Origin of the sequence: Kitasatospora sp. NPDC059599 (assembly GCF_042735125.1) — a bacterium.
In the GTDB taxonomy this organism is placed as follows: Bacteria; Actinomycetota; Actinomycetes; order Streptomycetales; family Streptomycetaceae; genus Kitasatospora.
The window spans coordinates 24,171-45,338 of sequence record NZ_JBHWCL010000071.1 but is presented as its reverse complement, the minus strand read 5'-3'; the positions used below and the strand labels follow the sequence as shown (position 1 = coordinate 45,338).

Sequence of the window (21,168 nt, the reverse complement as noted above, 5' to 3'; positions counted from 1 at the left end):
CCCGATCAGGCGTGCCCGGTCAGGCGTGCCCGATCAGGCATGTCCGGTCAGGCGTGCCCGGTCGTGGCGCGCTCGGCCTTGCTGCGCTCGACGCAGAACTCGTTGCCCTCCGGATCGGCCAGGGTGATCCAGCCCGTGCCGTCCGGCCGGCGCCGGTCGGCCAGCACGGTGGCGCCCAGGGCGACCAGGCGCTCCGCCTCCTCGTCCCGGCTGCGGTCCTGCGGCTGCAGGTCCAGGTGGACCCGGTTCTTCGCCGGCTTGCCCTCGGGCACCCGGATGAACAACAGCGCGGCGCCGGCGGACTCCACCAGGGCCTCCTCGTCGCCCGGATTGTCGTCCTCGCCCAGGGTGCCCTCCAGCGCCCCGGCCCAGAACGTCGCCAGGGCGAACGGGTCGGCGCAATCGATCGTCACATGTCGTACCAGAGAAGCCATGGGCCTACTCTGAACCGCCCCGTTCGGATCCGTCCAGCCTTTTCCGGGAGTGCCGGTGGCCGTCCAGCGGATACGGCGGGAACGCCGGGAGGATCTCCGCGAAGGCGTAGCCGCTCTTCTCCGCGACCCGGCAGGAGGCGTGGTTGTCGCCCTCGTGCAGCAGGTCGATCCGGCGCAGGCCGTCCTCGGCGAAGACGGCGAAGGCCCAGGCGGTGAGCGCCTCCACCGCGCGCGGGGCGACGCCCCGGCCGCGGGCCGGACCGGCCGTCCAGTACCCCACCTCCGCGCTCTCCCCGCCCGGGGTGCCGCGCTTGAGCACGACGTTGCCGACCAGCCCGTCGGCGTCCAGCACCGCGAAGGAGTACCGGGTGCCGGCCGCCCGGCCCTCGCGCTGCTGCCCGAGCCAGTGCGCGGCCTGCTCCTCGTCGTCCACCGGGGTGCGGGTGAAGCGGCGCAGGGTCTCGTCCCGGTAGGCCTCGACCAGGGCCGGCGCGTCGGCGTCCTCGAAGGGGCGCAGCACCAGGCCCTCGGCCACCGGGTTTGCGGCTGCGGTCACTTCGCCTGCCCCTCCCAGTTCCAGCGCGGGGTCGGGCCGGGCTCGCCGAGGTCGGTGCCGGCCGGGGAGGCGGAGACGTCCTCGGCGATCTTCGTGCCCCAGTCGAAGTACTCCAGCACCCGGGCGCGCAGCAGTTCGTCCGCCGGCAGCTCCGCGCGGACGGCCTCGGCCATCAGCTCCATCCAGCGCAGCCGCTGCTCCTCGGTGATCCTCAGTCCCAGGTGGGCGCGCAACAGGGCCTGGTGGCCGCCGAGTTCGTCGGTGAAGGAGGTCGGGCCGCCGAAGACCTCCGCCAGCCAGACCGCGACGTGCTCGATGTGGGTGGGGGTGAAGTCGGCGAAGACCGGCGCGAGCAGCGGGTCGGCGAGGACGCCCCGGTAGAAGGTGTGGCTGAGGCGGCGCAGCGCGTCGAGGCCGCCGACGGCGTCGTACAGGCTCGTGGGCCGTTGGTCGCTCATGGATGTTCTCCCCGTGGGTGCGTGACCGTGCGTCGTGACCTTCCTAGCAGGCGGACGGCTCGCCCGCCGGGGTCGCGGGCCCGCTGTTCGCGCCGGGCACAGCAAGCGGACGGCGGCGCTCCTGTCCCCCCGGTCCGGCCGCCGGCCCCGGACGTCCGCCCGCCGGTTGCGGGATCCCGCTTGACCCTGACGCCTGCGGCAGGGTCGGAAGGTGGCGTCCATGAACGAGTTCCCGCTGAACGACACCCGAAGGAACGACGCCCGCAGGTACGGCACCTGCGCGGACGTCGGACCCGTGGACGACGGACCCGTGGACGACGCCCGCGGGGGTGACTCCCGCGGGAGCGCCGGGAGCGTCCCGCAGGACCGGGTCGTGGTCGTCACCGGAGCCGGGACGGGCATCGGGCGGGAGACGGCGCGGGCCTTCGCCGCCGGGGGCGCACGGGTGCTGGCGGTCGGGCGGCGGCCGGGGCCGCTGGCGGAGACGGCCGCCGCGCACCCGGCCTCGATCGAACCGCTGGCCGCGGACGTGACCGGGCCGGACGCGCCGGAGGCGATCGTCGGGGCGGCGCTGGAGCGGTTCGGACGGCTGGACGTGCTGGTCAACAACGCGGGTGTCACCGGCGGCGGGAAGCTCGGCGCGTACACCCGGGAGGGCATCGACGCCCTGCTGGCCACCAACCTGCTGGCCCCGGTCCTGCTGGGCCAGGCCGCCCTGCCGGCGCTGGCGGACAGCCGGGGCGTGATCGTCAACGTCAGCACCGCCGTCGGACAGCGCGGCTGGCCGTCCGGCTCGGTGTACGCGGCGGGCAAGGCCGCGCTGGAGACGGTGACCCGCAGCTGGGCGGTGGAGCTGGCGCCGCGCGGGATCCGGGTGGTGGCGGTGGCACCGGGCGCGATCGGGACGCCCATCGGCGAGCACGCCGGGCGCAGCCCCGAACAGCTGGCGGCGCTGCGGGCCTGGCAGATCGCGCACACCCCGCTGGGCCGGATCGGCCACCCGGCGGAGGTCGCCTGGGCGATCGTGCAACTCGCCGCGCCGCAGGCCTCGTTCGTGACCGGCGTAGTGTTGTCCGTCGACGGGGGCGCGCTGGTGGGCTGACCCGCGGACGAGGCGGAGGGGGCCGAACGGGTGCGGATCGGCGAGCTGGCGCGGGCGACGGGCGCGACCGTCCGGGCGCTGCGGCACTACGAGCAGGCCGGGCTGATCGACTCCGGGCGCGAGCCGAACGGCTACCGCGACTACCGGGAGTCGGCGGTCGTCCGGGTGCGCAACATCCGCGCGCTGGTCGGCGCCGGGCTCACCCTGGACGACCTCGGCCCGCTGCTGGACTGCCTGGACGGGGACGTGCTCGCCGGCCCGCCGTCGGAACGGGTGCTCGCGGTCGCCCGGGCCCGGCTGGGGGTGCTGGAGCGCCGGATCGCCGCCCAGACCGAGGCGCGGGACCGGCTGGCGGCCGCCCTCGCCGCGGCCGAGGGGGCGACACGCGCGTGACACCCCCGATCGGGGGTGTGCAGGGGGCGGGTGGGAGAGGACAGTGGGCCCATGCAGATTCCACTCTCCGTGATGGACTTCCTCGACCGGGCCGAGCTGGTCTACGGCGACCGGGTCGGCATCGTCGACGAGCCGGCGCAGCCGGCCGAATCCTGGGGCGAGCTGAGCTACCGCCGGGTCGCCGAACTCGCCCGGGCCCAGGCGGCCGGGCTGGACCGGCTCGGCGTCGGGCCCGGCGAACGGGTCGCGATCGTCTCGCACAACTCGGCGCGGCTGCTCACCTCCTTCTTCGGGGTGAGCGGCCACGGCCGGGTGCTGGTGCCGGTGAACTTCCGGCTGAAGGCCGAGGAGGTGTCGTACATCGTCGAGCAGAGCGGCGCCTCCGTCCTGCTCGTCGACCCCGAAGTCGCCGACGCGCTCCACGGGGTGCCGGCCAAGCACACGTTCGTGCTCGGCGCCGACAGTGACGCCCTGCTGTACGACCACGACCACTCCCCCCGGCCGTACGCGTTCTCCGAGAACGACACCGCCACCATCAACTACACCAGCGGAACCACCGCCCGCCCCAAGGGCGTCCAGCTCACCCACCGCAACGTCTGGCTCAACGCGACGCTGATGGGCCTGCACTACGGCGCGAACGACCGGGACGTCTACCTGCACACCCTGCCGATGTTCCACGCCAACGGCTGGGGCCTGCCGTTCTCCCTCACCGGGCTCGGCGCCAAGCACGTCGTGCTGCGCAAGGTGGACGGCGCGGAGATCCTGCGCCGGGTCGAGCAGCACGGGGTGACCTTCCTGTCCGGCGCTCCCGCCGTGGTGCAGATGGTGCTGGACGCGGCCGCCGACTGGGACGGCCCGGTGCCCGGCCGGGACCGGGTGCGGATGATCGTGGCCGGCGCCCCGCCGCCGACCTCGGTGGTGCAGCAGGTCGAGGAGCAGCTGGGCTGGGAGTTCATGCAGCTCTACGGCCTGACCGAGACCGCGCCGATCGTCACGGTCAACCGCTCGCGGGCCGAGTGGGACGCCCTGCCGGCCGCCGAGCGCGCCGAGAAGCTGGTGCAGGCCGGCGCGCCCGCACTCGGCACCCGGGTGCGGGTGGACGCCTCCGGCGAGGTGCTGGTGCGCTCCAACACCGTGCTGGACGGCTACTGGCAGCAGCCGGAGGCGACCGCCGAGGCGCTGCGGGACGAGTGGTTCCACACCGGCGACGGCGGCACCGTCGTGGACGGCCAACTGAGCATCTCGGACCGGAAGAAGGACGTCATCATCAGCGGCGGGGAGAACGTCTCCTCGATCGAGGTGGAGGACTGCCTGTACGGCCACCCGGCGGTCGCCGAGGCGGCCGTGATCGGGGTGCCGCACGAGAAGTGGGGCGAGACGGTGAAGGCGCTGGTGGTCCTCCGGGAGGGCCACGATCCGGTCACCGAGGCCGAGTTGATCGCGCACTGCAAGCAGCGGCTGGCCGGCTACAAGTCGCCCACCTCGGTGGAGTTCCGGGACGCGCTGCCGCGCACCGCCACCGGGAAGCTGCAGAAGTTCCGGCTGCGCGAGCCGTACTGGACCGGACGGCAGCGGCAGGTCAACTGACCAGGCCCGACTCCCTCGCCGCGAGGGCGAGTTCGGTCCGGTTGCGGACGCCGAGCTTGTGCATCGCGGACTTGAGGTAGCCGGTCACGGTGTTGCAGGTCAGGCCCAGTCGGGCGGCGATCTCCGGGTTGGTCCGGCCGGTCGCCGCCCAGCGCAGCACCTCGTGCTCGCGCGGGGTCAACGGCCGTGCGGGGGCGGCCGGCCGGGGCTTCTCGCGGCTCCACTCGGCCGCCCCGGCGAGCGCCCGGGCGGCGGCCCCCGCCAGCGCGCCGACCGCGGATATCCGGACGTCCCCGAACGGCACGACGGCGCGCACCGAGGCGTAGACCACGCCGTGCACGGTGGCGCCGTCCATCAGCGGGACGGTGAGCATCGCGTACAGGTCGTCGGCGGCCACGGCCGCGTCGTAGTGGTGCGAAATGGTCGTCGCCGCCCGGTAGTCGGGCACCCAGGTCGGCGCGCGCTCGGCGAGCGCACGGCCACCGAGGCCGAGGCCGGCCGGGACGGCCACGTTGTGCAGCAGATCGGCCCGGGTGCCCGCCCAGTGGCGCAGCACCATGCCCTCGCCGCCCTTCCCGCGCCCGGGCAGCGACTCCGGCAGCCCGACCAGCCCGACGTCCACCCCGCACTCCGCCACCACCCGGCGGGCGAGGTCGCCGAGCACGGCGTCCCGCACCAGCGCGGCGGCCCGCGCGGCGACTTCGGCCTCGCCCGGTCCTGCGGCGCCGCCGTCGGGGCGTGCGGACCGGCCGGGACGTGCGGCGACGGCGTCGGGGCGGGTGGCATCGCCGTCGGGGCGGGTGGCATCGCCGTCCGGGCGGGTGGCATCGCCGTCCGGGCGGGCGGATCGGCCGTGGGGTCGCGCAGTTCGGGGGGTGTCCGCGCTTTTCATCGCGCGATTCTCACACGCGCCGGGACCGGTGGCGAGAGTCCTGACGTGCGTCTTTCGTGGAGTGGCGCGCGCCCGTGACGGCACGGGCGTAAGGTGCGGCCGAGGCTACCGGCGGGTAGCGGCCGCCGTGACCGGAGGGAAGCCGATGACCGACCCGAAGACCCCGACCCCGACCCCGGCGGACGTCCTGGGCGGGCTCCTGGAGGACCTGCGGGCCGAGAGCGCCGTCCTGGACGGACTGGTGACCGGTCTGCCGGCGGAAGGCTGGAGCCGGTCGACGCCCGCCGAAGGCTGGACCGTCGCGCACCAGATCGCCCACCTCGCCTGGACCGACGACTGGACGGCGCTGGCCGCGCGCGACGCGGAAGGCTTCGGCGCGGCACTCCGCGACCGCGTCGGCGCACTGCTGGAGGCCGGCGCCGACCCGGTCGAGGAGGGTGCCCGGGAAGGCGCGGCCGCCGAGCCCGCCGCGCTGCTCTCCCGCTGGCGGGCCGGACGGGAGGACGTGCTGGCCGCACTGGCCGCCGCCCCCTCCGACGTGCGGCTGCCCTGGTTCGGCCCGCCGATGAAGCCCGCCTCGATGGCCACCGCCCGGCTGATGGAGACCTGGGCGCACGGCCAGGACGTCGCGGACTCGCTCGGCGTCACCCGTGAGCCCACCGCCCGGCTGCGGCACATCGCCCACCTGGGGCTGCGCACCCTGGGCTTCGCCTTCGGCGCGCACGGCCTGCCCGCGCCGGAGCACCCGGTCCGGCTCGAACTGACCGCCCCCGACGGCGGGACGTGGGTCTTCGGCCCGGCCGGCGCACAGGACGTGGTGACGGGCCCGGCCCTGGACTTCTGTCTCCTGGTGACCCAGCGCCGCCACCGGGACGACCTCGACCTCACCGCCACCGGCCCGGTCGCCACCGCCTGGCTCCCGATCGCCCAGGCCTTCGCCGGCGCCCCGGGCAAGGGGCGGCAGCCCGGGGCCTAGGGAGTCCGCGCCCGAGAGGGGACCGGGGTGCGGGGAGTCCGGGGTGCCTGTCGGACCCCTGGGGTTCAATGGCGGACATGAACGACCTGATCGGCCGCCTGCCCACCGTCCCCGAGCTGCGCGACCGCTGCCGCGCGCTGGCCGTGCTCGACGCGGTCCTCAGCCCGGACGACTGGGGCGGCCGGTACTACTCCTACGACTCCCGCTGGTCCGAGGACGAGGCCCTCGGCTCGATGCGCGACGGCCAGGGCAACGACTGGTTCGTGCTGTTCTCCCCCGTCGGCGTCTACGGGCGGAGCTTCGACCACGAGGTGTCCACCACCCTGAAGCCGCTCGCCGCCGTCCCCGAGGAGTTCCGCGGCTGCGTCGAGCAGTTGGGCGCCGGGGACGAGGCGGAGCCGGTCGCCACCGCCTTCTTCTGGCGGGCGCCCGGGGACGCGGCCTGGCAGGGCGACGCCGTCGACGGGGGCGCGGCGGGCCCGTTCGCACTGCTGCTGGACGTCTCGGCCGAGGCCTACCGGGACTGGGCCGAGGAGTACTTCGAGCCGGAGCAAGCGCCGTCCCTGGCCGCGATCGAGCACGTCCTGGCGCTGCGGCCGCTCACCCCGGCCGTGGTGGCGGCACTCAACCCGGACACCGACCTGGCGGAGCTCGCGGGGGACCTCGCGGAGATCGGGTACCCGCACTGAGGGGTTCCCCGCCGAGGGCCGCACCGAGGATTCCGCTACCGGGGATCCCGCACCGGGGCATCGAGCCCGGGCATCGAGCCCGGGCATCGGGCCCGGGGGATCGGAACGCCCTCAGAGGCCGATCCTGAGCGGGGTGAGCCGGGTGGCGATCAGGTTGGTGGCGCCCCGGTCGCGCTCGATGCGGCCGTGCACCAGCAGCCCGGCCCGGTCCAGGGCGGTGCGGCGCTGGGACTCCCAGACCGGGCGGTTGCAGATCACGTTGATCAGGCCGGTCTCGTCCTCCAGGCTGAGGAAGAGCACCCCGCCGGCCGTCGGCGGCCGCTGCCGGTGGGTGACCAGGCCGCCGACCACCACCGCCGTTCCCGGTGGTACGTCCGGGAGTTGGGCGGCCGACAGGGCGCCGCCGCGCTCCAGCCGGTCGCGCAGGTGCTGGAGCGGGTGGCCGACGGCGGAGGTGCCGGTGGCCCACAGGTCGGCGATGGTCTCCTCGACCGGGCTCATGCCGGGCAGGTCCGGAGCCTCGGTACCGGGTGTGGTGCCGGGGAGCAGCTCCGCCGAAATCCCGGCGAACGCCCCGGCCGCCCACAGTGCCTGACGTCGCGTCAGGCCGAAGCAGTCGAAGGCGCCCGCGGTCGCCAGCGCCTCCAGGGCGGGCGCGGGCAGGCCGGTGCGGCGGGCGAAGTCCTCCAGGTCGGTGTACGGCTGCCCGGCCGCGATCGCCTCGGCCTGCGGGGTGCCGATGCCGCGGACGGTCTCCAGGCCGAGCCGGATGGCCGGCTGCGGGCGTCCCGCGGTCAGCGGCGGCTTCGGGGTCGGCCCCCGGTACGGCTCCAGGGTGGGCCGCGCCCCGCTGGCGTTGACGTCCACCCCGCGCACCCGCACGCCGTGCCGCCGGACGTCCGCGACCAGGCTGAGCGGCGAGTAGAAGCCCATCGGCTGGTTGGCCAGCAGGGCGCAGGTGAAGGCCGCCGGGAAGTGGTGCTTGAGCCAGGCGCTGGCGTACACCAGGTAGGCGAAGCTGATCGCGTGGCTCTCCGGGAAGCCGTAGCTGGAGAAGGCCTCGATCTTGCCGTAGACGTCCTCGGCGACCTCCGGCGGGATGCCGCGCTCGGCCATCCCGCCCAGCAGCCGCTCGCGCAGCCGGGCGACCCGCTCGTGCGAACGCTTGGCCCCCATCGCCTGCCGCAGCCGGTCGGCCTCGGCGGGGGTGAACCCGGCGCAGTCGATGGCGAGTTGCATCATCTGCTCCTGGAACAGCGGCACCCCGAGGGTCTTGCCGAGCGCGTTCTCCATCAGCGGGTGCGGGCAGCCCGGCGGCTCCACCCCGGCGCGGCGGCGCAGGTACGGGTGGACGGAGCCGCCCTGGATCGGGCCGGGTCGGATCAGCGCGACCTCGACCACCAGGTCGTAGAAGTGGTCCGGCTTGAGCCGGGGCAGGGTCGCCATCTGCGCCCGGGACTCGACCTGGAACACGCCGACGGTGTCGGCCCGGCGCAGCATCGCGTACACGCCCTTGTCGTCGTCCGGGATGGTGGCCAGGTCGTAGCGCAGGCCGTGGTGCTCCGCGACCAGCGCGCAGGCGTCGTGCAGCGCGGCGAGCATGCCGAGGCCGAGCAGGTCGATCTTCACCAGCCCGGCGCCGGCGGTGGACTCCTTGTCCCACTGCAGGACGGAACGCCCGGGCATCCGGGCCCACTCGGTCGGGCAGATCTCCCCGATCGGCTCCTTGGTGAGCACCATGCCGCCCGAGTGGATGCCCAGGTGGCGCGGCAGGCCGTGGAGTTGGGCGGCGAGCGAGAGCACGTCGGCGGGGATGACGGCGTCCGCGCCGGGGGCGGAGCGGAAGTCGGTCTGCCGGCTGAACGCGTCCACCTGCCCCTGCGGGTAGCCGAGCACCCGGGCGGCGTCGCGGATCGCCAGCCGGGGCCGGTAGGTGATCACGTTGGCGACCTGGGCGGCGTGCTCGCGCCCGTAACGGCCGTAGACGTACTGGATGACCTCCTCGCGGCGGCGGTTCTCGATGTCCAGATCGATGTCGGGCGGCCCGTCCCGGGCGGTGGACAGAAAGCGTTCGAACAGCAGCCGGTAGTGGATCGGGTCGACGGCGGTGATCCCCAGGGCGTAGCAGACCGCGGAGTTGGCGGCCGAGCCGCGGCCCTGGCACCAGATGTCCCGGTCCCGGCAGAAGTCCACGATGTCGTGCACGATCAGGAAGTAGCCGGCCAGGTCGAGGTCCTCGATCACGTCCAGCTCCTTGGCGAGCTGGCGGCGGGCGGCGGCGTTGCCGGGGCCGAAGCGGGCCGGTCCGCCGGCCGCGACCAGGGCACGCAGGTGGCTGATCTCGGTCTCGCCCTCGGGGACGGGGAAGCCCGGCAGCTCCGGGTCCAGTGTGGCGAAGTCGAAGGCGCAGGCCCGGCCGAGTTCGACGGTGGCCCGCTGCACGCCCGGGAAGCGGGCCAGCCGGCCGGCCATCTCGCGGCCCGAGCGCAGGTGCGCGGTGCCGGCCGCCAGGGTCCGGCCGACCGCGTCCTGCAGGGTGCGGCGCTCGTGCAGCGCGGCGAGGCTCTGCGCGAGGCGGCCCTGGGCGGGGCCGGCGTGGTGGGCGTTGGTGGAGGCGACGGTGGCCAGTCCGTGTCCGGCGGCGAGCGCGGCCAGGGCGTCGTTGCGCCGGTCGTCGCCGGGCAGCCACTGGTCGATCAGCTCGACGTGCACGTTCTCGCGGCCGAACGCCTCGGTGAGGGTGTGCAGCCGCTGCCCGGCCGTACCGTCCGCGAGGCCCGCCGGGACGCGGCCGAGGCGGCAGCCGGTGAGCACCGCCCAGTGGCCGCCGTGCGCGGCGGCCAGCGCCGCGAGGTCGTACACCGGGCGGCCCTTCGCGCCGCCGGCCAGCTGGGCGGCGGCGATCGCGGCGGAGAGACGGCGGTAGCCGACCGGGTCACGGGCGAGGACCAGCAGGTGCTCGGTCTCCTCCGGGGAGTGGCGGAGGGTCAGCTCGGCCCCGAACACGGTGGCCACGCCGGTGCCCCGGGCCGCCTCCGCGAGCCGGACGGCGCCGTACAGGCCGTCGTGGTCGGTGACCGCGAGGGTCTCCACACCCAGCCGGGCCGCCTCGGCGACCAGGGCCTCCGGGTCGCTGGCGCCGTCCAGGAAGCTGAAGGCGGAGTGGACGTGCAGCTCGGCCCAGGGCTCGGCGGAGCCCTTCGGGGCGGCCGGGGGTTCCTCCGGAACGGGACGGCGCAGCGGGACGACCGTGCGGTCCGGCGCCGCGCCGGTCAGCCGGCGGTGCAGCTCGCTCCAGGGGACGGTGGGGTGGCTGGTGAAGCCCATCGGGGGTCGCCTTCGTCGTTCTCGTGCTCGTCCTCCCCCCTCGTCCGGGTCCGGGGCCGCCAAGCCCTTGTCCGGGCCCAGGCCCCTGTCCGGGCCTAGTCGTAGCCGGCCTCCACGTACCACGCACCCCCCTCCACGGTGAGCAGCAGCGCCCGGCCGCCACCCACCACCACCTGGAACCGCGCCCGGCGGCGGGCGAGCGACTGGTCCCACCAGTACTCGACCGCCGGCCACGGCCCGGTCCAGCCGTCCACCCGCTCCTCCCGGCCCCGGACCACGACCAGGGCCGGACGAGCCGACACCCCCGCCCGCCCGTCCACCGTGACCGGCTGCCCGGCCGCGTCCAGCACCCGCACCGGAGCCGGATCCCGCAGCACCACGGCCGGCCACACCTCCGGCAGCCGCCCCGGCCACGGCGCGTCGACCGGAACCGCCGCCTCGTACGGCTCGCCCCACGGCACCCTGACCGCCTGCTCCCCCGGGCCGCGCCCCCCGGCCGGCTCGATCCGGCGCAGCCCGGCATGCCCGAGCACCGCCTGCACCCGGGCGACCGCGCGCTCCACCCGGTCGTCGGCGACGGCCTGGCCCCACAGCGCCAACTGGCGGCCCTGGTCCGGGGAGAGACCGTCGGGGGCCAGGCGGAGCAGGGTGAAACCGGTGTCGGGGCCCTCCCCGGCAGCCGCGAAGGTGCCGGCGCCCTGCCACGCCTGGAGCTGCCAGCGGACCCGCTCGGCCAGCGCCGTCGCCGACAGCCGGCCCTCGTGCCGCCACAGCCGGGAGACCGTCCGGCCGTCCGCGCAGGCCACCTCGACCGCCACCCGGCGGCAGGTCAGCCCGGCCCCGGCCAACCGCTGGTGCAGCGCCTCGGCCAGCGTGCGGCCGACGAACACCAACGGCTCGGCCAGCGGCTCCGGCGGGTCGAAGCGCTGCTCGACGGCGAGGTCCGGCTCCTCGTCGCGCGGCACCAGTGGACGCGGCTGCAGCCCGCGGGCCAGCCGGTGCGCGACCGTCCCGGACGGGCCAAAGCGGTCCGCGACCGCCTCGGACGGCAGCGCGGCGAACGCCCCGACGGTGGGCAGGCCGAGCCGCCCGAGCAACTCGGCCGGGGCCTCGTCGCCCAGCGCGCTCACCGGGTACGGGGCGAGGAACTCCGCGGTCCGGCCGGCCGGTACCAGCACCCCGGCGCGGGCGGCGAGCACCGCGGCGAACAGGCCGTCCGCGACGCCGACCTGGGCGTGGGGGGTGGCCGGCGGGGCCGCGCCGAGGGGGTCGGGGGTCTCGGGGGCTCCTGGGGTTCTTGGGATTCCTGGGGTCTGGGGAGTTCCTGGGGAATCGGAGGGCTCGGGTGTTCCGGAGGGCTCGGGTGTTCCGGAGGGCTCGGGCGTTCGCGTTCCGGAGGGTTCGACCGCCACCGCGCCCGGGACGGCGTCCGGGACGGGCGGCCGGCCGAGGGCGTCCGCCACCGCCGTACGGACCTTGGCCGCCAGCGCCTCCTCGCCGCCGAAGTAGCGGCCCGGGCCCTTCACCGGGATCGCGCACAGGCCGGGGCGGATCACCTCCACCCGGGGCGTGAACGCCTCCACCGCCGCGACCACCGGCTCGAAGCGGCGGGTCTCCGCCTCCGGGTCGCGGTCGCGCAGCTCCAGCTCCGGGCAGAGCCGCTGGGCCAGCTTGAGCCGCTGCCCCTGCCGCACCCCGGCCGCCCGAGCACCCGCCGAACAGGCGAGGATCCGCCCGCCCTCGGTCACCGCCACCGGGTCGTCGCCGGTGACGGCGACCACCGGCCAGTCCGGGCACCAGACGACCAGCACCCGGGGGGTCCGGTCCCCGGCGGTCGCGGGCGTCCCGGTCGCGGGTACTCCACTCGCGGGTACTCCACTCGCCGGCGTCCCGGTCGCGGGTACTCCATTCGCGGGCGTCCCGCTTGTCGGCGTCCCGGTTGTCGGCGTCCCGCCCCCGGGCACCTCGCTCCCGGGCATCTCAGACCACCGCCGCGACACGGGCTGCGACCGGTTCCGTCACGGGCTGTGACTGCTCCTCGGGCGGGCCCGCCTGGATCGGACCGACCTTGATCGGATGCAGCTGGTCCGGGCGCGGCCGGAGCACGTGTTCCGGGAGCGCATGTTCCGGGCGCTCGCGTTCCGGGAACGGACGTTCCTGGAACGGGCGTTCCGGCAGCGGGCGCACCGCGCCGTGCTCGTCGGGCAGCCAGAGCCGGGCAGTCAGGCCGCGCACCGCCGAGCCGCGGCCCTCGGCCACCACCTCGACCTGCCGGCCGGTGAGCTGCCCGTGGCCGTCGCCCAGCCCGAACCAGCGTCCGGACCGCACCCCCAGCCGCAGCGCCGCGCCCGGCCACGGACCGGCCACCAGGAGAACGCAGCCGCTGCGCCGCAGCACCGCCGCCAGCCGGGCGGCCAGCTTCGGCGGCACCGGGCCGTCCGGGCGCAGCATGACCAGTTCGACCGCGCCGGCCAGCACGGACACCACCTCGGCCCAGTGCGGCCCCGGGTCGTCCGCGACCAGCAGTCGGCGCAGGTCCAGCCCGTACCCCTCGGCGGCGGCCAGCCCGAGGTCCGGCAGCCCGACCGCCGCGGCCCAGCCGCCCTCGGTCTCCCGCACCCCGGCGGCGAGCGCCAGCAGCAGTCCGGTGTCCCCGCCCGCCACGGACACCGCCGTCCCGCGGCGCAGTCCGCCGTCCGGCAGCACCTCCCGCAGCGCGGACGGCACCGGCAGCAGGCCCCGGGCCTCCGCCCGTCCTTCGCCCGGCTCCCCCGGCAGGGCAGCCGGGAGCGCCACCGGTCGGAGCGCGGGGCGTGCGGGCTGCTCGACGGTGGATTCGAAAACAGATTCGAAAACGGGCACAGCTCCAGGATCGAACATCTGTTCGCAAAGATTCAAGTCCGACTCGGCAGCCCCACCCGTCACTCTCCGTGCAGGTCGGGGCGGGTGCCGCCGCCGGACGGGCGAAAGCGCTCGGCCGACCGGGCTACCGACAAACCTTTTTTCCTTGACAAATTTTTTTGTCGGCTGGAAGCTGGAGGAGTGCTGGACGTCGCTGTGATCGAAGAACCCGCCGCGGCCGAGGCGTCCCTGGACCCGATCCGGGCCCGGATCCTCGCCGCCCTGGCCGAACCCGGTTCGGCCGCCATGCTGGCCGCCCGCCTGGGCCTGCCCCGGCAGAAGGTCAACTACCACCTGAAGGAACTGGAGCGGCACCGACTCGTCGAACTCGCCGAGGAACGACGCAAGGGCAACGTCACCGAACGGGTGTACCGCGCCACCGCGGCCTCCTACGTGATCTCCCCCAGCGTCCTGGCCGCCGTCAGCCCGGACCCCGACCGCTCCCCCGACCAGCTCTCCGCCAACTGGCTGCTGGCCCTGGGCTCCCGACTGGTGCAGGAGGTCGGGACCCTGCTGACCGGCGCCGCCCGGGCCCGGCGGCGGGTCGCCACCTTCGGCATCGACGCCCAGGTGCGGTTCGCCTCCGCCGCCGACCGGACGGCGTTCGCCGAGGAACTCGCCCAGGCCGTGGCGACCCTCGTCAGCCGCTACCACGACGAGTCCGCCCCCGGGGGCCGCAGCCACCGGGTGGTCGTCGGACTCCACCAGATCCCCGCGACGGCCCGGCCCGGAGCCGAAGCACCGCAGGCCGGGACACCTCAGGCCGAACCCGGAAGCGGAGCCGGGGCCGCGGCCGAAGCACCGCAGGCCGGAGCCGAACCGAACCAGGAGAACCCGCGATGACCCACCCGTTCGAGATCGAGCTGACGACCTCCCTGCCGGCGAGCCCCGAACAGGTCTGGGAGGCGATCGCCACCGGACCGGGGATCGACTCCTGGTTCATGGGCCGCAACGAACTGGACCCGCGCGAGGGCGGCACCGCCGTCATGGAGACCGGAGGCCACCGCGCGGAAGCGGTGATCACCGCCTACGAGCCCGGCAAGCGCCTGGCCACCCGCACGGCCACCGCCGAGGACGGCCGCTTCATGGCCTTCGAGTACCTGATCGAGGGGCGGGACGGCGGCGCCACCGTGCTCCGCGTCGTCCACAGCGGCCTGCTCGGCGACGACTGGCAGGACGAGTACGACGCGCTGCGCCGCGGCTGGCCCTTCCACCTCCACACGCTCCGCGAGTACCTCACCCACTTCACCGGGCGCACCGCCGTCCCCGTCTTCGCCGCGGCACCGTCCGCCGGGCGGCCGGACCCCGAGCTCCGCACGGCCCTCGCCGACGCCCTGTCGCTGTCCCTCCCGGTCACCGTGGGCGCACGGGCCCACGCCGAACCGGCCGGCCTGCCGCCGCTGGACGGCGAGGTGGTCTGGGCCGACGACGAACGCCTGGGGATCCGCACCGCCGACGGGCTCTACACCTTCCACCACGGCCAGGGGCTGGCGCTGATGTTCCACCACCTCTTCGGCCCCGCGACGGACGGCGCCGAAGCCGCCTGGCAGCGGTGGCTGACCGGCCTCCTCGTCTGACCGCCCACAGGCTGCCCGCCTGCGCACCCGCCCGGCGTAGGCCCGATCGCCCGCCCGATCGCTCACCCGATGACCGGAAACCTCCGAGAACGAGGAACAGAGGAACCACCGATGCGCACCCTGATCAGCACCGCCTTCATCTCGCTCGACGGCGTCGTCGACTCCCCCGGCGGAGAGCCCGGCTACCGGAACTCCGGCTGGACCTTCAAGGACGTCGAATTCCTCCCCGAGGCGTTCGAGATCAAGGGCCGGGAGCAGGAGGAGGCCACCGCGATGCTGCTGGGCCGGGTCAGCTACCAGGCCTTCAGCCCGGTCTGGCCGGACATGGCGGACTTCGCCCGCTACAAGTCCCTCCCCAAGTACGTCGTCTCCACCACCCTCACCGACGAGGACCTGGTGTCGAACTGGGGCGAGACCACCATCCTGCGCTCGCTCGACGAGGTCGCCGCCCTGAAGGAGACCGAGGGCGGCCCGATCATCGTCCACGGCAGCGCCGCCCTGAACCGGGCACTCTCGGACGCCGGCCTGATCGACCGCTACCACCTGCTCGTCTACCCCCTGCTGCTCGGCGCGGGCAAGCGCCTGTTCAGCGGTACGGACAAGGACGCCCAGAAGCTGAAGCTGGTCGAGCACGAGGTCTACGGCAACGGCCTGCAGAAGCAGGTCTTCGACGTGGTCCGCTGACGGACCCTCCCCCGCAGTGGAATTGACGATTCGCCACTTCCACTGCGGGGGGCGCCGGATGAACACCTCGGTGCCCGGACGCCGTTCCGAGAACAGGCCTTCCGGAGAGGCCCGCACGAGCAGCTCTCGGAGGTCCGTCTCGAAGGCCGGACGGCGGTCGGTGAAGAGGTGCGGGGCCGAGGAGGAGAATGGGAAGACGCCCGCGACCGTGTCGTCGACCGTACGCTCCGGCGGCTGCCCGCCCGGGACGACGATCCGCTGCGGACCGGTGAAGCCCGCCCCGGCTCCGTGCCCGGCCTCAGGTCCGATACGTGTACCAGCGCGCCGCCGGGGCGCAGCATCCGACGAACGGTCGCCGCCACCGGGTCGCGGGTCCGTCCGACAGAAGGACCGGCCGAGCGTGGCCACCATGAAGGTGCCCAGCCCCGGGGGCAGTTCCTCGGCCCGGCGGCAGTTCCTCGGCCCGGGCCCGCACCCAGGTGACCCCGGACTGCCCGGCGCCCGCCCACCGCGCCTCGGCGATCATCCCGGCGTCCGGGTCCGCCCCCACCGCCTCGCCGAACAGGTGCGCCGGCCCCAGCGCCGGCGTCCCCGGCCCGCACCCCAGGTCGAGCAGCCGCCCCCGCCCGGCCGGCCCCAGTGCCCCGGCCGGCCCCAGTGCCCCGGCCGGGCGCCTCCGCCAGGCCGGGGCGCGTACGGGAACGTGCCGCGCGCGTAGTGGGCGGCACGCTCCGGCGAACAGCGTCTCGTCCCGGGTCCGGCTGTCGGCCGGGTCCGTCCCTTCGTGACGGTCACCGGGTCAACGGCCTTGATCATGACACGGGTTGGCGATCGTCCTGCGCCGGAAAACGATGGAAGGAATTCCTGCGATCAGCAGACTGGTCCCATGACCGTGACGGATGACAAGACCGACCTCCGGGTGTACCTCCAGGACGCCCGCGACGCGCTGCTCTGGAAGCTCGACGGCCTGTCCGAGTACGACGTGCGCCGCCCGCTCACCCCCACCGGGACCAACCTGCTGGGTCTGGTGAAGCACCTCACCGGGGCCGAGGCGATGTACTTCGGCGAGACCTTCGGCCGGCCCTTCCCGGAGCCGACCCCGCTGTGGTTCACCGGCGACACCGAACCGAACGGCGACCTGTGGGCGCGGGCCGACGAGAGCACCGAGGAGATCGTCGGGCGCTACCGGCGGGCCTGCGCACACTCCGACGCCACCATCGAGGCCCTGCCGCTGGACGCGACCGGCCGGCTGCCGTTCGGCGACCGCCCCGAGCAGACCCTGCACCGGGTCCTCGTCCACATGATCGCCGAGAGTCACCGCCACGTCGGCCACGCCGACCTGGTCCGCGAACTCGTCGACGGCGCCGTCGGCCAGCGGCCCGACGGCGCCAACACCGCCGAGGGCGACGCGGACTGGTGGCGGGCCCACCACGACCGCGTGGAGCGGGCGGCCCGGAAGGCCGGCGGGCTCGCCTGACAGTGAGGATGTGACGTGGTGATGTTGCCGGTGGGTTTGACCCTCCGCCTGACTGACGTCTTGTCCACCCGCCCGACCGGCGTGTGCCGCCCTCCGGACGGCAGGACGGCCCGACCGACTGATGAACGGACGGCCGGATCACCGGATGGCCCGATGAACGGACGGCCGCCGTAGGGTGTCCGGCATGACCGTTACGGAACAGGGTGCGCGAATGGCCGTCCGGTGCGGGGACTGCGGGGGCACCGCCGTCCGCAGCGTCGGACAGTTCCTGGTGCACGGGCGGGAGTTGTGGTGGGACGCCGAGCGTTCCTGCCCGCACTGCGACGCCTACCTGTGCGAGCACTCGGGCCCGGAGGCGATCCCGGCCGACGTCCGCGATGCGTTGCTGACCGCCCACGGACCGGCCCGGCTCCGACTCGCCGGGCCGCTGACCGACCCGGTCGCGGCACTGCGGGCGCTCCGCGAGGGCACGTCGGCCCCGCTGCAGGAGGCGCGTGCGCTCCTCGCCGAGCTGCGGGACTTCGGGCTGAGCGGGACGGCCGCCGAAATGGCGTACTGGAAGGCACTGCTGGCCGGACGGGGAGTCGCGGCGGAGGTCGCGGACGGCTTCGGCCGGGCGTACCGGTACGTGGGACCGCCCGAGCTGCGCGGGGCCGGGGGTCCCGGCGGTCAACCGGTGCGGACGGCCGACGAGTTCACGGCCTGGGTGGCCGCGCGGACGGCGGAGGAGCTGGCGGAGCCCTTCACCTTCGTGGTCGACCTGGGCGGTGCGCTGCGGCTCGCCCCGCGCCGCAGCGAGCACGTCGCCTGCGCGGGTGGGGACGTGGTGCTGAGCGCCGGGGAGATCGGGTTCCGCCGGTCGGCCGGGGACCGGGCGGACGGCGGAGGCCGGGAGGTCCCCGGGGGCTGGGAGGTCGGGACGGTCAGCAACCACTCCACGGGCTACTGCCCCGACACCGCCTCCTGGCCCGCCGTGACCGCCGCCCTCACCCGCATCGGCCTGCCGCACCCGGACGCCTTCACGTACGCGGCGGTCTTCCGCCGCTGCCCCCGGTGCGCCGGGTGCAACCTCGTCCGCGAGGAGCACTACGCCTGCGCCCTCTGCGACGCGGACCTGCCCGAGCGCTGGAACGTGGACCCGGCGGACCTCGGGGCGTAGGGGGGCCTGGCCCCGAGGGCATGACGGCGCAGGGGTGCGGAGGCGGGAGTCTCCGGCGGGCCGGACCGCCCGACCGTCCGTGGCGGAACCGCCCCGTCACCGCACCCCCGGCCCGCCCCCACCCCCGAAACCTCCGTGGCGATGTCGGGCCGGGCCGCTAGGGTCTGGGGGTCAGGGCCGGGGAAGGGTGGGGCACGTGGGGTGTGAGCAGGTGGCAGGTCTGCCCGGCGGGGTGGTGCACGCGGGAAGCCGGGAGTTCCTGGCACGGGAGGGCCTGCCGGCCGCCGGGGCGTTCCTGGACTTCGGCGCGCTCGCGACCGGAGTGCTGCGGCCGCTCCCCGCCGACGGGGAACGGCTCTTCGTCCTCGGGGAGACGGACTACTGCACGCCCTTCGCCGCCGTCGGCAACCTGGTGCTGCTCGACGGGACGACCGGCGAGGTGCTCCTCGACAACGGCGGCCCGCGACGGGACCTGCTCGCCTCCGACCTGCCCGCGCTGGCCGGCCTGGTACGGGAGGTCGAGGCGGTCGCCGAGGCCGCCCGACGGCCGGAGGCCCTGGACGGGCAGCGCGGCCCGGCCGTCGTCGCCGAGGCGGTGGCGAGGGCCGAACGGCTGATGCGGGAGGCCGACCCGGGTCTGTTCTCCGACGACTCCGCGCCGCCCGCGCACTGGAGCACCGCGCTGCTGGTGCACGCGCTGGGCTGGGGTGCGCTGCCCGGCGGCCCGGACGGTCCCGCGTACGAGGTCGGCCCCGAGCTCGTGGCGGAACTCGCCGCGCTGACGGACGAGGACGACGGCCCCGGACAGGTGCACCGCTTCCGGCCCGAGCACCTGCCCGCCGCCCTGGTGCACGAGCCGACCCGACGCCTGCTGACCGAGGTCGGACTGCCGCTGGGCGGAGCGATCTTCGGAGTGTGCGAGGAACCGCTGGTCACCATGGGCGAGGCGTACCCCGAGTACTTCGACGGCGAGGAGGAGCGCCCGTACCAGCGGGACTTCATCGCCCTCGGGGACTGGCCGACCGACCTCACGATCGCCCTGGACGGCGCCACCGGCCAACTGGAACTGCCCGACTGGTACGACGACGGCCAGCCCGAGGCCTACCTGAACCGCGACCTGTCCGCCCTGCTCTACGCGCTCTGGACGTACGAGCGGCTGCGCGCCGAATGGGAGCGCTGGGACCACGGCCGGAGCCACGACACCTGGGCGGTGTTCGACCCGCAGTCGCTGCTGAGCACGGTGGTGGACCGGCTGGTGGAAGCCGTCGACCCGGAAGCCTTCGCCTCGCCCGGCTGCTCCTGGCGGCTGCTCGCCGAGGACGGGCACATGGGCGGCATGCTGGGGTGACGCCGCCGTCCGCCGGTGCCGTCGCCCTCTCCCTCGCCTCGGCCGGCGTGCTGTACGGCCTGCTGTACGTCCGGTCGCTGGACTGCGCCGAGCACTGCGAGCACGGCCGGGCGGCGGGCGGCTGACGGCGGGCGGCTGACGGCTGCTGGAGACGGGCGCGTCCTGGCTGCCGCCCGATGCCTGGTGCCGGTTCGAGCGCCGGAGCCTGTCCGCCACCCCGTTCTGGGCGCCGGTGCTGTTCTAGGACCTGCTGACGGTGGTGGCGTGGGCGGCGACCGGCCCGGTCCGGCTGGTCCGGCCGCGCCCGTACCCGGGGCTGGGGTGGCGGCAACCGGGGCCCGGACCGGGCTGACCCGGGCTGTTCCCGGCTGGTCGGTCTGTTCGGACTGGTCAGGCTGGTCGGACTGACCCGGATCGGCCCGAGCCGGTCGGCGGTGCGGCGGGGAGCACGGCGGGAGGGCACCCGGAGTGCTGCGGACCGGCCGTAGGGTGGGGCGGGTCGATCACTCGGAAGGACACCTGCGGGATGCACGGCGATACAGGGGACCTCTACCGCACGTTCGCGGAGCAGGAGGCCCGCGGCAACTCCGCGACCTACCGGGAACTGGCCGAACGCGTCGCCGAGGACGGGCGGTTGTGCGCGTTGCTGGACGGACTGCCCGCCGCCAAGCGGCAACCGAACCTGCTGTTCGGCGCGGTGCGCCACCTGGGCGGGCCGGTGGCGGAGGGCTGGCCGGCCTTCCGTGACTGGGTGACGGCCCACTGGGACGAGACCTCGGCCACGATGCTGGAGCGCCGCACGCAGACCAACGAGGCGGGCCGCTGCGCCACCCTGCTGCCGCTGCTGGCGACGCTGCCGCAGCCGCTCGCCCTGATCGAGGTCGGCGCCTCGGCCGGGCTCTGCCTCTACCCCGACCGTTATCGCTACCGGTACCTGCCCGCGGACGGCGCGGGTGACCCGGTGGCCGAGTTCGGCGCAGCGGCGAGCCCGGTGGCGCTGGACTGCGCCGTCAGCGGGCCGGTGCCGCTGCCCGCCTCCCTGCGGGAGCGGCTGCCGGAGGTGGTGTGGCGGGCCGGCATCGACCTCAACCCATTGGACGTCCGGGCCGAGGAGGACGTGCGCTGGCTGGAGTCGCTGGTCTGGCCGGAGCAGACCCACCGGCTGGACCGGCTGCGCGGCGCTGTCCGGGTCGCCCGGGCCGAACCTCCGCTGCTGGTGCGCGGCGATCTCAACGCGACGGTACGGGAGTTGGTGGCCCGGGTACCGGTGGGGGCCACACCGGTGGTGTTCCACAGCGCCGTCCTCGCGTACCTGCCCCCGGAGGCACGGGAGGAGTTCGCGGCGACCGTCCACGAGCTGCCCGGGCACTGGATTTCCAACGAGGCGGTCTCCGTCCTGCCCGCCGTCGCCCGGCGCCTCCCCCGCCCGGCCCCGGCCGGATCCGGGCTGTTCGCGCTGGCCCTGGACGGGCGCCCGGTGGCCTTCACCGGGCCGCACGGGCAGTCCCTGGACTGGTTCGACGACGCCCCGGCGGCCGGGTCGGGACGGACCTCGGACACAAGGGCTTGAAGTTGCCGCAACGGCAGCTCGTACCGTCGTGACCAGGG

Annotated in this window: 20 protein-coding genes and 1 pseudogene; 13 read left to right on the top strand and 8 right to left on the bottom strand. The window is 75.2% G+C overall.

Going from position 1 to position 21,168, the window contains the following annotated elements; genetic code table 11:
- Window positions 1-47 precede the first annotated feature (47 nt).
- Genes ACFV04_RS24030 through ACFV04_RS24020 form a run of 3 tightly spaced genes read right to left on the bottom strand, consistent with a single transcriptional unit; the run spans window position 48 to window position 1,448 of the window.
- A complete protein-coding gene (locus tag ACFV04_RS24030) occupies window positions 48-434 on the bottom strand; it encodes a VOC family protein (RefSeq protein WP_380347271.1) in 387 nt (128 codons plus the stop codon).
- A 4-nt stretch (window positions 435-438) separates the two neighbouring features.
- Entirely contained in the window at window positions 439-990 is a 552-nt protein-coding gene (locus ACFV04_RS24025; RefSeq protein WP_380347270.1) for a GNAT family N-acetyltransferase, read from the bottom strand.
- Entirely contained in the window at window positions 987-1,448 is a 462-nt protein-coding gene (locus tag ACFV04_RS24020; RefSeq protein WP_380532016.1) for a group II truncated hemoglobin, read from the bottom strand. Before ACFV04_RS24020 ends, ACFV04_RS24025 begins: the two co-directional genes overlap by 4 nt.
- A 220-nt stretch (window positions 1,449-1,668) precedes the next feature.
- Here ACFV04_RS24020 and ACFV04_RS24015 point away from each other — a divergent pair, with 220 nt between their 5' ends.
- Genes ACFV04_RS24015 through ACFV04_RS24005 form a run of 3 tightly spaced genes read left to right on the top strand, consistent with a single transcriptional unit; the run spans window position 1,669 to window position 4,530 of the window.
- Window positions 1,669-2,550: an SDR family NAD(P)-dependent oxidoreductase gene (locus ACFV04_RS24015; RefSeq protein ID WP_380532013.1), complete on the top strand. Its 882-nt coding sequence runs from the start codon at window positions 1,669-1,671 to the stop codon at window positions 2,548-2,550.
- A gap of 30 nt (window positions 2,551-2,580) precedes the next feature.
- Window positions 2,581-2,943, top strand: coding sequence for a MerR family transcriptional regulator (locus ACFV04_RS24010; protein ID WP_380532010.1), 363 nt, complete (start codon window positions 2,581-2,583; stop codon window positions 2,941-2,943).
- 51 nt (window positions 2,944-2,994) lie between these two features.
- Window positions 2,995-4,530, top strand: coding sequence for an AMP-binding protein (locus ACFV04_RS24005; protein ID WP_380532007.1), 1,536 nt, complete (start codon window positions 2,995-2,997; stop codon window positions 4,528-4,530).
- Here the strand turns inward: ACFV04_RS24005 and ACFV04_RS24000 are convergent.
- Window positions 4,523-5,422 (bottom strand): LuxR C-terminal-related transcriptional regulator, encoded by a 900-nt coding sequence (locus ACFV04_RS24000; protein ID WP_380347265.1) that lies wholly within the window; start codon window positions 5,420-5,422, stop codon window positions 4,523-4,525. The two genes, ACFV04_RS24005 and ACFV04_RS24000, sit on opposite strands and share 8 nt — an antisense overlap.
- A gap of 145 nt (window positions 5,423-5,567) precedes the next feature.
- Between ACFV04_RS24000 and ACFV04_RS23995 the strand changes: the two genes are divergently transcribed.
- Together ACFV04_RS23995 and ACFV04_RS23990 are read left to right on the top strand one after the other, a co-directional pair.
- Complete coding sequence (locus ACFV04_RS23995) at window positions 5,568-6,398, top strand: TIGR03084 family metal-binding protein (protein WP_380532004.1); 831 nt, start codon at window positions 5,568-5,570, stop codon at window positions 6,396-6,398.
- A gap of 77 nt (window positions 6,399-6,475) precedes the next feature.
- Window positions 6,476-7,087: a hypothetical protein gene (locus tag ACFV04_RS23990; protein ID WP_380532001.1), complete on the top strand. Its 612-nt coding sequence runs from the start codon at window positions 6,476-6,478 to the stop codon at window positions 7,085-7,087.
- Between the two features lie 111 nt (window positions 7,088-7,198).
- On the opposite strand, the gene ACFV04_RS23985 is transcribed toward ACFV04_RS23990, so the two are convergent.
- From ACFV04_RS23985 to ACFV04_RS23975, 3 genes are all read right to left on the bottom strand, one after another.
- Window positions 7,199-10,414, bottom strand: coding sequence for an error-prone DNA polymerase (locus ACFV04_RS23985; RefSeq protein WP_380531999.1), 3,216 nt, complete (start codon window positions 10,412-10,414; stop codon window positions 7,199-7,201).
- A 95-nt stretch (window positions 10,415-10,509) separates the two neighbouring features.
- Complete coding sequence (locus ACFV04_RS23980) at window positions 10,510-12,225, bottom strand: DNA polymerase Y family protein (RefSeq protein WP_380531996.1); 1,716 nt, start codon at window positions 12,223-12,225, stop codon at window positions 10,510-10,512.
- A 169-nt stretch (window positions 12,226-12,394) separates the two neighbouring features.
- Window positions 12,395-13,210 (bottom strand): hypothetical protein, encoded by an 816-nt coding sequence (locus ACFV04_RS23975; protein WP_380347260.1) that lies wholly within the window; start codon window positions 13,208-13,210, stop codon window positions 12,395-12,397.
- A gap of 246 nt (window positions 13,211-13,456) precedes the next feature.
- Between ACFV04_RS23975 and ACFV04_RS23970 the strand changes: the two genes are divergently transcribed.
- From ACFV04_RS23970 to ACFV04_RS23960, 3 genes are all read left to right on the top strand, one after another.
- Window positions 13,457-14,158, top strand: a complete 702-nt coding sequence (locus tag ACFV04_RS23970) for an ArsR/SmtB family transcription factor (protein WP_380531993.1) — start codon at window positions 13,457-13,459, stop codon at window positions 14,156-14,158.
- Window positions 14,155-14,892, top strand: coding sequence for an SRPBCC domain-containing protein (locus tag ACFV04_RS23965; RefSeq protein WP_380531990.1), 738 nt, complete (start codon window positions 14,155-14,157; stop codon window positions 14,890-14,892). Before ACFV04_RS23970 ends, ACFV04_RS23965 begins: the two co-directional genes overlap by 4 nt.
- Before the next feature lie 111 nt (window positions 14,893-15,003).
- Window positions 15,004-15,576, top strand: a complete 573-nt coding sequence (locus ACFV04_RS23960) for a dihydrofolate reductase family protein (protein ID WP_380347257.1) — start codon at window positions 15,004-15,006, stop codon at window positions 15,574-15,576.
- A gap of 51 nt (window positions 15,577-15,627) precedes the next feature.
- Here ACFV04_RS23960 and ACFV04_RS23955 read toward each other — a convergent pair.
- Window positions 15,628-16,318 (bottom strand): annotated as a pseudogene (locus ACFV04_RS23955) (class I SAM-dependent methyltransferase); the annotation flags it as partial.
- A 144-nt stretch (window positions 16,319-16,462) separates the two neighbouring features.
- Between ACFV04_RS23955 and ACFV04_RS23950 the strand changes: the two are divergent.
- From ACFV04_RS23950 to ACFV04_RS23930, 5 genes are all read left to right on the top strand, one after another.
- The gene (locus ACFV04_RS23950) at window positions 16,463-17,053 is read left to right on the top strand and encodes a DinB family protein (protein WP_380531986.1); all 591 of its coding nucleotides are present in this window, start codon (window positions 16,463-16,465) and stop codon (window positions 17,051-17,053) included.
- A gap of 184 nt (window positions 17,054-17,237) precedes the next feature.
- Window positions 17,238-18,212, top strand: coding sequence for a hypothetical protein (locus ACFV04_RS23945; protein ID WP_380347254.1), 975 nt, complete (start codon window positions 17,238-17,240; stop codon window positions 18,210-18,212).
- Between the two features lie 211 nt (window positions 18,213-18,423).
- Window positions 18,424-19,560, top strand: a complete 1,137-nt coding sequence (locus ACFV04_RS23940) for an SUKH-4 family immunity protein (protein WP_380531982.1) — start codon at window positions 18,424-18,426, stop codon at window positions 19,558-19,560.
- The gene (locus ACFV04_RS23935; RefSeq protein WP_380347252.1) at window positions 19,557-19,685 is read left to right on the top strand and encodes a hypothetical protein; all 129 of its coding nucleotides are present in this window, start codon (window positions 19,557-19,559) and stop codon (window positions 19,683-19,685) included. The genes ACFV04_RS23940 and ACFV04_RS23935 overlap by 4 nt, the downstream gene beginning before the upstream one ends.
- A gap of 401 nt (window positions 19,686-20,086) precedes the next feature.
- Window positions 20,087-21,130, top strand: a complete 1,044-nt coding sequence (locus tag ACFV04_RS23930) for a DUF2332 domain-containing protein (protein WP_380347251.1) — start codon at window positions 20,087-20,089, stop codon at window positions 21,128-21,130.
- Window positions 21,131-21,168: the final 38 nt, after the last annotated feature.

Coding starts and splice junctions, on each gene's coding strand:
- ACFV04_RS23990 (WP_380532001.1), top strand. CDS start 6,476: ATGAACGACCTGATCGGCCGCCTGCCCACCGTCCCCGAGCTGCGCGAC.
- ACFV04_RS23930 (WP_380347251.1), top strand. CDS start 20,087: ATGCACGGCGATACAGGGGACCTCTACCGCACGTTCGCGGAGCAGGAG.
- ACFV04_RS24015 (WP_380532013.1), top strand. CDS start 1,669: ATGAACGAGTTCCCGCTGAACGACACCCGAAGGAACGACGCCCGCAGG.
- ACFV04_RS23995 (WP_380532004.1), top strand. CDS start 5,568: ATGACCGACCCGAAGACCCCGACCCCGACCCCGGCGGACGTCCTGGGC.
- ACFV04_RS23950 (WP_380531986.1), top strand. CDS start 16,463: ATGACCGTGACGGATGACAAGACCGACCTCCGGGTGTACCTCCAGGAC.
- ACFV04_RS23945 (WP_380347254.1), top strand. CDS start 17,238: ATGACCGTTACGGAACAGGGTGCGCGAATGGCCGTCCGGTGCGGGGAC.
- ACFV04_RS23985 (WP_380531999.1), bottom strand. CDS start 10,414: ATGGGCTTCACCAGCCACCCCACCGTCCCCTGGAGCGAGCTGCACCGC.
- ACFV04_RS24020 (WP_380532016.1), bottom strand. CDS start 1,448: ATGAGCGACCAACGGCCCACGAGCCTGTACGACGCCGTCGGCGGCCTC.
- ACFV04_RS24000 (WP_380347265.1), bottom strand. CDS start 5,422: ATGAAAAGCGCGGACACCCCCCGAACTGCGCGACCCCACGGCCGATCC.
- ACFV04_RS24030 (WP_380347271.1), bottom strand. CDS start 434: ATGGCTTCTCTGGTACGACATGTGACGATCGATTGCGCCGACCCGTTC.
- ACFV04_RS24005 (WP_380532007.1), top strand. CDS start 2,995: ATGCAGATTCCACTCTCCGTGATGGACTTCCTCGACCGGGCCGAGCTG.
- ACFV04_RS23960 (WP_380347257.1), top strand. CDS start 15,004: ATGCGCACCCTGATCAGCACCGCCTTCATCTCGCTCGACGGCGTCGTC.
- ACFV04_RS23965 (WP_380531990.1), top strand. CDS start 14,155: ATGACCCACCCGTTCGAGATCGAGCTGACGACCTCCCTGCCGGCGAGC.